Source organism: Ruegeria sp. H9 (assembly GCF_056532915.1).
Map to the genome: position 1 here is coordinate 532685 of NZ_JBQFNX010000001.1, position 11823 is coordinate 544507.

The 11823-nt window shown below is 57.4% G+C and carries 8 protein-coding genes; 3 read left to right on the top strand and 5 right to left on the bottom strand.

Translation table 11 applies throughout. The features are described from left to right. Positions 1-286 precede the first annotated feature (286 nt). From ACR0CZ_RS02370 to ACR0CZ_RS02390, 5 genes are all read right to left on the bottom strand, one after another. Complete coding sequence (locus tag ACR0CZ_RS02370; protein ID WP_170393907.1) at positions 287-2500, bottom strand: NADP-dependent isocitrate dehydrogenase; 2214 nt, start codon at positions 2498-2500, stop codon at positions 287-289. Positions 2501-2710: 210 nt separating this feature from the next. Further along, on the bottom strand, positions 2711-3676 hold the full coding sequence (locus ACR0CZ_RS02375; protein WP_170393905.1) for a sensor histidine kinase: 966 nt from the start codon (positions 3674-3676) through the stop codon (positions 2711-2713). Beyond that, a complete protein-coding gene (locus ACR0CZ_RS02380; protein WP_480537101.1) occupies positions 3664-3858 on the bottom strand; it encodes a winged helix-turn-helix domain-containing protein in 195 nt (64 codons plus the stop codon). The genes ACR0CZ_RS02375 and ACR0CZ_RS02380 overlap by 13 nt, the downstream gene beginning before the upstream one ends. Before the next feature lie 9 nt (positions 3859-3867). After that, a complete protein-coding gene (locus ACR0CZ_RS02385) occupies positions 3868-4341 on the bottom strand; it encodes a response regulator transcription factor (RefSeq protein ID WP_480537100.1) in 474 nt (157 codons plus the stop codon). Next, on the bottom strand, positions 4319-5785 hold the full coding sequence (locus ACR0CZ_RS02390) for a DUF4153 domain-containing protein (RefSeq protein WP_170393901.1): 1467 nt from the start codon (positions 5783-5785) through the stop codon (positions 4319-4321). The genes ACR0CZ_RS02385 and ACR0CZ_RS02390 overlap by 23 nt, the downstream gene beginning before the upstream one ends. 166 nt (positions 5786-5951) lie before the next feature. On the opposite strand from ACR0CZ_RS02390, the gene ACR0CZ_RS02395 reads away from it, so the two are divergent. The 3 genes from ACR0CZ_RS02395 (at position 5952) to ACR0CZ_RS02405 (ending at position 11763) form a co-directional block, all read left to right on the top strand. Beyond that, complete coding sequence (locus ACR0CZ_RS02395; protein WP_480537099.1) at positions 5952-8258, top strand: Tex family protein; 2307 nt, start codon at positions 5952-5954, stop codon at positions 8256-8258. Between the two features lie 209 nt (positions 8259-8467). Then, positions 8468-10048: an ABC transporter substrate-binding protein gene (locus ACR0CZ_RS02400; protein ID WP_170393897.1), complete on the top strand. Its 1581-nt coding sequence runs from the start codon at positions 8468-8470 to the stop codon at positions 10046-10048. A 149-nt stretch (positions 10049-10197) separates the two neighbouring features. After that, the gene (locus ACR0CZ_RS02405; protein ID WP_170393895.1) at positions 10198-11763 is read left to right on the top strand and encodes an ABC transporter substrate-binding protein; all 1566 of its coding nucleotides are present in this window, start codon (positions 10198-10200) and stop codon (positions 11761-11763) included. Positions 11764-11823 lie beyond the last annotated feature (60 nt).

Consider the following 11823-nt stretch of genomic DNA (forward strand, 5'->3'; position numbering starts at 1 on the left):
ACTAGGCCTCAGACGTGGCGCAGTCAGCATTTGGTCTTATTTGCACATACATAATGACTATTTTTATCCTTAATCGCTCATAAAAGGCGGCCGTCTACGGGAATCCCCGAATATTCAGCGTGAACGATAAGCGTAGGATGAACTCAACTGCACCGGTGAGGCGTAAGCCCCGCCACTCACTCAGAAAGAGGCTGGCTATGGGGGCTGGCCTTTTTCTTTTTCAGGGCATGAAAAAACCGGCCCTCTTCGGACCGGTTTCTTTTTAGGCGTTTATGCAACCCTTGGCTTATCCGATGATCGCATTCAGGGTCGCACTTGGACGCATCACCGCAGCCGCTTTGGCCGGATCAGTGTGGTAGTATCCACCCAGATCGGCGGGTGCGCCCTGCGCTGCCGCCAACTCGGACAAAATCTGTTCTTCTTTGTCCGCCAACTCTTTCGCGAGCGGTGCAAACTCGGCGGCAAGCCCAGCATCATCGGATTGCCCCGCCAAAGCTTCGGCCCAGTAACGAGCGAACCAGTAGTGGCTATCGCGGTTATCCGGCTGGCCGACTTTGCGGCTGGGTGACTTGTTGTTATCCAAAATTCCCTGCGTGGCAGCCTCGGCAGCGGCACCCAGGACGCCCGCTTTGGCGTTGCCCTTGCTGTCAGCAAGGAAGTTCAGGGATTCTCCGAGCGCACAGAATTCACCCATGGAGTCCCAGCGCAAGTGGTTTTCTTCAACCAGTTGCTGAACATGTTTCGGCGCCGAACCACCTGCACCGGTTTCGAACAGACCGCCGCCATTCATCAGTTTGACGATTGATAGCATCTTGGCCGACGTCCCCAGTTCGAGGATCGGGAACAAGTCGGTCAGATAATCCCGCAATACGTTACCGGTGATGGCGATGCTGTCCTTGCCCGCCGTGATAGTTTCCAGCGACTGGCGGGTTGCTTCACGCGGGGCCATAGTCAAGAACTTGTCGGCCACGCCTGCAGCTTCAAGCGCTGGTTTGACATACTTGATCAGCTCGGCGTCATGTGCGCGGTTGACATCCAGCCAAAAGATCGCCTCGGACCCGGTCAGGCGCTGACGGTCCATCGCCAGCTGGATCCAGTTCTCGATCGGGGCCTTCTTGACGGTGCAGGCGCGCCAGATGTCGCCCTTTTCGACGTCATGGGAATGCAGCGTTTCGCCATTGGCCAGAACGATACGGATTGCACCATCTGCGAGCGCTTCAAACGTCGTCGGGTGCGAGCCGTACTCCTCGGCCTTCTGCGCCATCAATCCAACGTTGGCGACGGCTCCTGCGGTGGCTGGGTTCAGTGCACCATTGGCTTTGAAGAATTTGATGGCCTCATCATACACCGGTGCATAGCAACGGTCAGGGATCACACAGTTGGTATCGCCCTTGGCGCCGGTTTCGTCCCAACCCTTGCCACCAGCACGGATCACTGCGGGCATCGAGGCGTCAATGATAACATCAGACGGGACATGCAGGTTGGTGATGCCACGGTCCGAGTCCACCATATACATCGACGGACGATCCCCTTTGATCGCATTGATTGCGGCGACGATGTCTGCGTTGCCCTGAACCCGCTCAAGCAGGTCCCCCAAACCCGAGTTCGGGTTTACACCCAGTGCGTCCAGCTCTGCACCGAATTTTTCGAACACGGGGGCAAGCCACGCCTTGACTGCATAGCCGAAGATAATCGGGTCACTGACCTTCATCATCGTCGCCTTCATGTGCAGCGAGAACATGGTGCCGTCTTTCTTGGTGTCCTCAATGGCTTCGGTCAGGAACGACGACAGCGCCTTGACCGACATGAATGTTGCGTCGGCCACAGTTCCTTCGGCCAGTGGCCAAGCGTCTTTCAGAACCGTAACGCTGCCATCTTTGCCCACAAACTCAATCTTGGCATCGCCGGCTTGCGCCGCAGTGATCGTTGCCGATTTCTCATTGGCGTAAAAATCATTGATCGGCATCGAAGACACTTTGGTCTTGCTGTCCGCGCTCCACTCTCCCATCGAATGAGGGTTCTTCTGGGCATAGTTCTTCACAGCGCGCGCTGCGCGGCGATCGCTATTGCCTTCGCGCAGGACCGGGTTCACGGCCGAACCCTTGATGGCGTCATAACGCGCACGGATCGCCTTTTCGTCGTCCGTCGAAGGCTCTTCGGGGTAGTTCGGAATGTCATAACCCTGTGATTGCAGCTCTTCGATGGCAGCCACCAGCTGGGGCACCGACGCCGAGATGTTGGGCAGTTTAATGACATTTGCGTCCGGTGTTTTCACCAGCTCACCTAAAGCAGCCAGATCATCAGTAATACGCTGTTCGTCTGTCAGCTTTTCGGGGAATGTCGCGATAATACGCCCGGCCAGCGAAATGTCTTTGGTTCCGACGCTGACACCGGCTGCTGACGCAAACTTGCGGATAATGGGCAGGAACGAGGCGCTCGCCAGCTCGGGCGCTTCGTCTACAATGGTATACAATACGTCGAAGTTCGATTTTTCTGCCATATTCCCTTACCTTTTTTAAGCCTTTCAGGGGCGTGCGATCCAAGAGCATGTGCCGCCGTGACATAGGCACCAATCCCAAAGGGGACATGACGGCCCCACGGGTGACTCTGATTTGACAGGGCCTCCCTTAAATGAGGATTGGCTTGGGATCAATCGTATTGAGCGGCGCAAATTGACACGGGTCGAATTAGTTTGGGCTATTGAGTGATATCACACACCCGGAAACACCAACTCAAATCGCGCACCGGTCTTGGAAGGCACCAGCAAAATCCGCCCGCCATGTGCCCCCAACAGGTTTGTAACGATGGTCAGGCCCATCCCGGTCCCTCCCTTCTCGCGGGCGGTTGTAAAGAATGGGTTGAAGATGCGGTCCCGATTACCGTCGGATATGCCGGAACCATCGTCTTGGACAACCAATCGACCGAGTTCTGCGTGCAGGACCACCTGCCTTGCCCCGTGACGGCATGCATTGTCCAGAAGATGTTGCAGGGCAATTTTCAGGCCAGAGGCTGCAAGGTTCAATGCCTGATCGCCGCCTTCTATGCTGATGTCCAGTTCGGGAAACGAAGCGCGCAACTGATCGGCAAGATCGTTCAGGCTTGCCTCCCCATGATGTTCCGGCACTCGTGCCTGTGCAACCGTGTTAAGAGCGCTGAGCTGCGTTTGCATCTGATCGCTTGCGCCCAATATCTGTTGCAGCAATGCGTGATCCTGGTCCGAGAGCGTTTCGGCCTCGGCCAACAACTCTCCTGCCGCACGGATCGCGGTGACAGGGGTTTTCAACTCATGCGTGACATGATCTGCAAAGACGCGGATCGAAGCTTCGCGCCGTTGCAGTGTATCCGCCATGCTCAGAACCGAACCGGCGAGGCGCGACAGTTCTTGTGTGCCGTAGTGATCGGGCGGCTCGGCGCGTTGCCCTTGTTCAATGGCCCCTGAATAGGTCGCCAGCGACGTTATGGGGCGGAGCAGAAGCCGAACCATAAGGTATCCGACCACTCCGGTCGCACATCCGATCACGATCGCCAGCAAGCCCGCAGCGTTTCGAAACCCGATCTCAGGTCCAAGATACCGCAGCGCGATCAGACCCAGCAGAGACAGGGCGAGCGTACCCGCGAGACCTCCGCCAAGAACAAAACCCAGCGAAGGGCGCCATTTGCGTCTCAGCCCGGCCATGCACCCATCCGCAACCCGATCCCATGCACGGTTTCGATGGCACCGGCCCAGCCCTGATCCCCCAACTTGCGTCGTAAGTTCCGCAAATGACTATCCAGTGTCCTATCCGAGACCGGACTGCCTGCGCCATAAATCGCATCAACCAATTGTGGTCGCGAGACGATGGCGGCGGGCGTTTGCATCAGGCGACGCTAAATCGACAGCTCGGTTGCGGTTAAGGCAAGCGCATTGCCGTCGACCCGAACCAAATGCGCCGACACATCCATTTCAACCGGGCCATGCCGCAGTAGAAGCTCTGCAGCACCCGGTTTGCTGCGTTTCAGGATGGCTTTGATCCGTGCAACCAACTCACGGGGGCTGAAAGGTTTGGTCACGTAATCATCCGCTCCCAACTCGAGGCCCAAAATGCGATCAATCTCGTCATCACGCGCGGTCAGGAACAAGATTGGTACGTCCGAGCGTGCCCGCAAGCGACGACAAACCTCAAGCCCATCGATCTCAGGCAGGCCGACATCCAGCACGACAAGATCAGGCGCTTCCCGCATCGCGTGGGTTAGAGCCATTTGGCCATCGCGGGCGGTAACCGTTTGGTAGCCCGCGCGCTCAAGCGTGATCGAGACCAGCTCTCGCAGGCGTGGATCATCATCCACGACGAGGATTTTCATCTACCTTCTCCGGCATGGGTTCGACGGCCAGATTACGGATCACCCGATCTGCGCGAAAGCCCCAATTCCTCCAATTGTCGACGACCGGAGGGGTTACGCAATTGCGTACCCGTTTGTCCTTCAGCAACTCTGCCGCCGCCATCTCATTGAGCTGACATGCGTAGTAGGCATCAAACCGTATCGGATTTTCCAGATTCCAACGGGCGATTAAGGCTGAAAAATTCACGAAGCAGCATGCATAGAGCACGCCAATCCCCAGGATCGCAGATCGCAGCAATAACCAACGGTTCGATTTACCCTGCAAAATTTGCCAACCGGTCAGACACAAGCCCACAGCAACCAGCGCCATCCATATTGCCGCATGAACACGCAAATAGGTCAGCCCGTAGAAATCAACGTAAAGCGACAGGCGCATCAGCGATGAGATCACCAGCAGTACATTCTGCGCCAGCCACAGCATCATCCATCTTGTCAGCCCCTGCCGCTCGTTCAGATAGGGTCGCGCGGCCAAGGCAAATGCGCCCGCCAGCAAAGCTGTGACCAAGAGTGGGTATGCCCCGCGATGAGCATATTCAGCATAGGTAATCCCCTCGGGCAACTTGGCGCTGCCCCAGAGATAAACCATGTCCATCCCCGTTTGCACCGCCAGCAGCAAGTTGAACACCATTAGCGCATTAGCAACGGATTGGGCATTCAGGCCAAAGGCAGGCAATGGGCGCTTGCGTCCGGGGCCAAATCGGGGGGTAAGCAAGTCAGGCCGCAAGGTGACCGCAAGAAAGGGCCAGATCGTGATTGCCGCCCCGATCCAGAATAGCAGTCGGTCGAACCGCATATCAAATCGCCAAATCCGATCGATCCAATCAGACAAGACCGGATTGGCCGCAACCATCAGCGAAGCAAGGATCAGTGCGCCTCCGATCGGGAAACTCCAGTTGCGCAGTGCACGAAGGGTAACCCCGTCAACGCGGGAAACCGAATGACCTTTCTGAACCGCCTCTATCCCGTGTCTGAGCGCCAATATTGGAAACAGAGACAGAAACCGGCGAACCGAAGCGACCTCATGATTGCCCAGCACGGCCCAACACAGCGCAATGGTCGATCCACCCAGCAAGAAAGCTACGGACAGGGCTTGAACATATTCCACCACCGGAAGAATGCTAAGCAGCAAAAGAAGGGCTGGCCCGACAAGTCCACCACGGCGGCGCAGCAAGGCAAACACTACAGCGGAAACCGCCAACGTAAAGAGTGCGATTGAAAGGCCAGGAGAATGGTCGAAAAACAGAAAATCGGCGAGCGCAACCAGAAACACCAAACCCAAAAAAGCGTGGCGATTGCCTGGTTCCGCTAAGCCATCGGCACGGTTTGGGCCTCGATCAGGGGTGTCCAGCCACCAACTATCTTGTAAAACTGATGCCGGTACGCCGCGCACGATGAACTGTCCCATTTAACTGCTCCTTGTTTGTGTTGGTTCTGTCTGGCCTAGGCAGCTGCAGATCACCGCGTAAGGGTCGTGCATTTTTTGTGCAGAGGTGCTTTTCGCAGCGCAGCCTCTTCCCCTTGTGCGTGCCGGTGGCTAAGACAATCTTCCAACCGCAAGTCAGGAGGCCCCTTTGGACCGTATCGCCCGCACCATCGCCACCGAGATTAACGCCCGCGCGGAACAGGTTGGGGCCGCGGTCAGGTTGTTGGATGAAGGTGCGACCGTCCCCTTTGTCGCCCGTTATCGGAAGGAAGTGACCGGCGGGCTGGATGATACCCAATTGCGCACCCTTTCCGAGCGATTGAATTATCTGCGTGAGCTTGAGGCCCGGCGCGAGGCGATTCTGTCCTCGATCAAGGATCAGGGGAAACTGACGGACGATCTGGTGAAATCGATCGCCCAAGCCGAAACCAAGGCGCAGTTGGAAGACATTTATCTGCCGTACAAGCCCAAACGCCGGACCAAGGCGATGATTGCCCGCGAGAATGGTCTGGAGCCGCTGGCCGATGCGATTCTGTCGGACCGGTTGGCTGAACCAGAAGGGCTGGCTGAAGGGTATCTGATTGAGGCTGTCCCCACGACCAAAGACGCGCTGAATGGTGCACGGGACATCATCACAGAGCGGCTTACCGAAAACGCTGCTTTGCTGGGAGAGCTCCGAAACTTCATGCAACGTGAGGCGTTGCTGAGCGCAAAGGTCGTCGAGGGCAAGGAACAGGAAGGTGCCAAGTTCAGCGATTACTTTGATCATTCCGAGCTTTGGTCGAAAACCCCGTCACATCGAGCGCTGGCAATGTTGCGCGCCTCAAAGGAAGGTATCGTAACGCTCGACATTGCTCCCGTACCCGAAGCGGGCGCCGCGCGGGCCGAGGCCATGGTTGCGGCTCATCTGAACACGCGCGGTGATACTCCTGGTGACAAGTGGCTACGCAAGGTCGCGGGCTGGACATGGCGGGTCAAGCTATCGCTGTCGATGATGGTCGAGCTGATGGCCGACCTGCGCAGCCGCGCACAAGACGAGGCAATTCAAGTGTTTTCGCGCAACCTAAAGGATCTGCTATTCGCTGCTCCGGCGGGGGCACGTCCGACGCTTGGGTTGGATCCCGGCATTCGCACCGGGGTCAAAGCCGCCGTGGTGGATGCAACCGGTAAGGTGGTTGCAACGGATACGCTATATCCGTTTCAGCCCAAGAATGATCTGCGTGGTGCACAAGCGGCAATCCTGAACCTTATCGCTACACATAAAATCGAGCTTATTGCCATCGGCAACGGCACAGCCAGCCGCGAGACTGAGCGTTTGGTGGCCGATACGCTGTCGCTTCTGCCCAAGACCGTCAAAGCGCCCACCAAGGTCGTCGTTTCCGAGGCTGGAGCCTCGGTCTACTCGGCATCCGAGCTTGCCGCGCGCGAATTTCCCGACCTCGACGTCTCGCTACGTGGAGCGGTCTCGATTGCCCGCCGGCTACAAGATCCCTTGGCTGAACTGGTCAAGATTGAACCCAAGAGCATCGGTGTCGGTCAGTATCAGCACGATGTGGATCAGCACCGCTTGTCACAGTCACTGGAGTCGGTGATCGAAGATGTGGTGAACGCTGTGGGCGTGGATCTGAATACAGCTTCAGCCCCCTTGCTTTCGCACGTCTCGGGTCTGGGACTGGGATTGGCCGAGGCGATCGTCACGCACCGAGATATTCATGGTGCCTTTGCGTCTCGCAAGGATTTGCTGAAGGTGGCCCGTCTTGGTCCACGCGCCTTCGAGCAGTGTGCAGGTTTCCTGCGAATTCGCGACGGTTCAGAGCCTCTGGACGCCTCCTCGGTTCACCCCGAGGCTTACGATGTCGCCCGTCGGGTAGTGGCAGCATGTGGGCGCGACATTCGCCAAATCATGGGGCATGAAGGCGCGCTGAAAGACCTGCGCGCCGAGCAGTTTGTGAGTGACACCTTCGGCTTGCCAACGGTTCGCGACATTTTCACCGAATTGGAGAAGCCCGGCCGAGACCCGCGACCCAGTTTCAAAACGGCGTCGTTTACGGACGGGGTTGAGGAAATCACGGACCTGAAGCCCGGCATGGTGCTGGAGGGTACCGTCACCAACGTCGCCGCCTTCGGCGCGTTTGTCGACATTGGCGTGCATCAGGACGGGTTGGTTCATGTCAGCCAACTGGCCGATCGGTTCGTGAAGGACCCGCATGAGGTGGTCAAAACCGGGCAAGTTGTCAAAGTGACGGTGGTCGAAGTCGACGTTCCACGTAAGCGCATTGGGCTGTCCATGCGCAAGGACGGTGGTGCTTCGGCACGCGAGGGCAATGCACTTCGTGGCAAGGGCAAACCGGCACGAACACCCAAGCCAGAGGAACAGCGGCGCAGCCATGGGGGTCAGAGCACCCAGAACGGGGCCTTTGGTGACGCTCTTAGAGACGCCTTCAATAAACGTTAGGCGGCAACCCTGTCATAGGGCTAAATACGAGGCGTGTTTCTGCAAGACCTACATTCACCTAAGCCCCGGCAGACAGAAAGAAAAGCAGGGCGCTAACATTCGGGTGTTGCAACTCGGACCATGATCTGGATGATGCTGGCCCATGATGGCCGATAAATTCGGTCAACCGTATGAAAATGCGGCCACAACAAAAACTGGGGAGACGACTTATGTCATTCAAAACTCTGATGCTTGCCGCCAGTGCAACGGCGATGATCGCGGCGGGCGCTTCGGCGGAGACGCTGCGATGGGCCCGTGCAGGTGATGCGCTGACGCTGGACCCGCATGCGCAAAACGAAGGCCCGACCTCGGCCATGGCGCACCAGATCATGGAAACGCTGGTGATGCGTGATCACTCAGGCGCACTGGTTCCATCGCTGGCGACCGAATGGGCACCATCGGAAGAAAATCCGAATGTCTGGGTGTTCAAACTGCGCGAGGGCGTTACCTTCCACGACGGTGCCGAGTTCGACAGCGAGGATGTCGTGTTTTCGCTGAACCGCGCGATGACGCCGGATTCGGATTACAAGGAACTGTTGGCCTCTGTGAAAGAGGTGCGTGCGCCCGACAAGTTCACGATCGAGATCGAAACTGACGGCCCAAACCCGATCATGCCCAACAACCTGACCAACATGTTCATGATGGACAAAGGTTGGGCCGAGGCAAACAACGCCGTCAAGGTTCAGGACTATGAGGGCGGCGAAGACACGTTTGCGGCCAAGAACGCCAATGGCACCGGTCCCTATAAGCTGGTCAGCCGCGAGCCCGACGTGAAAACCGTCCTGGCCGCCTATGACGGCTATTGGGGCAAGGATGAGTTCCCGCTGCAGGTAACCGAGATCATCTATACCCCGATCCAGAACGCCGCGACCCGTGTTGCCGCGCTGCTTTCGGGTGAGGTTGATTTCATTCAGGACGTGCCCGTACAGGACCTCGAGCGTGTAGCCGGAACCGATGGTCTGGACGTACGCACCGCGCCGCAGAACCGGGTAATTTTCTTTGGCATGAACATGGGCGACGCTGATCTGACCTCGGACAATGTGGATGGTAAGAACCCGCTGGCTGATGTCCGCGTTCGACAGGCGATGTCAAAAGCGATCAATCGTGATGCGATCAAACAGGTCGTGATGCGTGGTCAGTCTGCTCCTGCTGGCATGATCTCACCTCCGTTTGTGAATGGTTGGGATGCAGATATGGATGCGTCCTCGTCAACCGATATCGAAGGGGCCAAGGCGTTGATGGCCGAAGCAGGCTATCCTGATGGATTCTCGCTGACCCTGAACTGCCCGAATGACCGCTACATCAATGATGAGGCGATCTGTCAGGCAGCGGTTGGAATGCTGGCCCAGATCGGCGTCACAGTTAACCTGGACGCCAAACCGAAAGCCCAGCACTTCCCGTTGATCAACAACCTAGAAACAGATTTCTACATGCTGGGCTGGGGTGTTCCGACTTATGACTCGGAGTACATCTTCAACTTCCTCGTCCATTCGAAGGGCGAAAAGTACGGCTCGTGGAATGGCACACGCTACTCCAACCCGGATCTGGATGCCAAAATCGTGGCCCTTGCCTCTGAAACTGATCTGCCCGCACGTGATCAGCAGATCGGTGATATCTGGCAGGTTGTTCAGGACGAACAGCTTTATATCCCGATCCACCATCAGGTGCTGAACTGGGGCATGAAATCGGGCGTGGGCACCATCGTCGAGCCGGAAGATTCACCGAAGATCAAATACTTTGAGATGAACTAAACTATCCTCTGTGATGGTATGCAGGGCGCGGAAACGCGCCCTGTTCTTGTTTGCGCCGTCGGTAACGGACCTGTGATCTCGGCGCAGGAACGGCTTTACGTGGCAGCGAAAAAGCTGGATTGTTTCAGCGCTAACAGGGAGATTTCGCCATGATCCTCAGAAACAGTGCAATCGGCCTGACCATGTTGCTTGCAAGCGCCGCGCAGGCGGCCGAATTCAAGTGGGCCTCGACCACCGATCCGCAGACGATGGACCCTCACGCGGTCAACTCGGCCCCAGTTCTCGGGTTCCTGAACAACGTCTACGAAGGGCTGGTCCGCCGCGGAAAGGATATGAGCGTTGAGCCCGCGTTGGCTGTCAGTTGGGAGCCGATCGGCGACGGCGAAGGATGGCGGTTCAATCTGCGTCAGGGCGTGACCTTTCACGACGGAAGCAGCTTTGACGCGCAAGATGTGCTGTTCAGCTACCAACGCGCCTCGGGTGAGGCGGCGGACACGCGTAGCTGGTTCGCTCCTGTCAGTGACGTCATTGTAGTTGATGACTACACCGTTGATATCATGACCACAGCACCTAACCCGCTGTTTCCGTCATCGATTGCCAACTGGATGATCATGGATCAAGACTGGACTGAGGCCAACGACGCCGTGGTCCCCGACAAAGAAACCGGAAACTACGCCACCATCAACGCCAACGGCACCGGCGCGTTCAAGGTGACCGAGCGCGAGCCGGGTCTTAAGACCGTGTTGGAACCTTATGAAGGCTGGTGGGGGGATGTTGAACACAACATCACCCGTGCAGAATTTAATCCGATCCAAAATCCTGCCACGGCCGTAGCGGCGCTTCTATCGGGCGATGTGGACATGATCAACCCGGTCCCCATTCAGGACGTCGCACGGCTGCAGCAGAACGCAGAAGTCGATGTCATCCAGGGCATTGAAGCGCGTGTGATCATGCTGGGCTTCGACCACGAGGCTGACACGCTGAAATACACAGACGATGCGGGCAAACCCAACCCGTTCCGTGACGCGCGCGTGCGGCAGGCAGTTGCGCAAGCGGTGAATGTCGACGCCATTCTGGCCACGATCATGCGCGGAAATGCCGAGCCCGCATCGCAGCTTGTCAGCCCAGCCATGAGCGGGTTCTCCGAAGCCAACGCCGGACGCCCCGCGTTTGATGTGGAATCGGCAAAGGCGCTGCTGGCCGAGGCCGGATATGCAGATGGTTTCTCATTTGGCCTGAAATGCCCCAATGACCGCTACCTTAATGACGAGGCCGTCTGTCAGGCCGTCGTTGGTATGCTGGCTCAGATCGGGATCACCGCCGAGCTGGACGCGATGCCAGTGCGGAACTATTGGCCGGAACTGCGCGAAGATAATTACGACATGTACCTGCTGGGCTGGAGCCCCGGTACGTTCGACGCCGAGCACCCGGTCCGGTTCCTTGTCGCAACCCCGAACGAAGAGAAAAAGCTGGGTAGCTGGAACTTCGGCGGCTTCTCGAATGCACGTGTCGATGAGCTGTTGCCGATGATCCAGTCAGAACTGGATGAGGCCAAGCGTCAGGCGATGCTGGACGAGGTTACTCAAATCTATCAGGACGAACACGTTTATGTGCCGATGTATGTCCAGCCGCTGGTTTGGGGCACGCGCAGCAATGTAGAGGTCACGCAGCGTCCGGACAACTTCTTCCTGCTGCGTTGGGTGAATGTGAATTGATCGGCGGCAACGTCACGTTGAGTTGACAGCACTCTCTTGACCATCTGGTCAAGGTCGGCC

Bases quoted from the DNA above. Each gene is read 5' to 3' on its own strand.
- ACR0CZ_RS02370 (WP_170393907.1), bottom strand. From the start codon at position 2,500: ATGGCAGAAAAATCGAACTTCGACGTATTGTATACCATTGTAGACGAA.
- ACR0CZ_RS02375 (WP_170393905.1), bottom strand. From the start codon at position 3,676: ATGGCCGGGCTGAGACGCAAATGGCGCCCTTCGCTGGGTTTTGTTCTT.
- ACR0CZ_RS02380 (WP_480537101.1), bottom strand. From the start codon at position 3,858: ATGCAAACGCCCGCCGCCATCGTCTCGCGACCACAATTGGTTGATGCG.
- ACR0CZ_RS02385 (WP_480537100.1), bottom strand. From the start codon at position 4,341: ATGAAAATCCTCGTCGTGGATGATGATCCACGCCTGCGAGAGCTGGTC.
- ACR0CZ_RS02390 (WP_170393901.1), bottom strand. From the start codon at position 5,785: ATGGGACAGTTCATCGTGCGCGGCGTACCGGCATCAGTTTTACAAGAT.
- ACR0CZ_RS02400 (WP_170393897.1), top strand. From the start codon at position 8,468: ATGTCATTCAAAACTCTGATGCTTGCCGCCAGTGCAACGGCGATGATC.
- ACR0CZ_RS02405 (WP_170393895.1), top strand. From the start codon at position 10,198: ATGATCCTCAGAAACAGTGCAATCGGCCTGACCATGTTGCTTGCAAGC.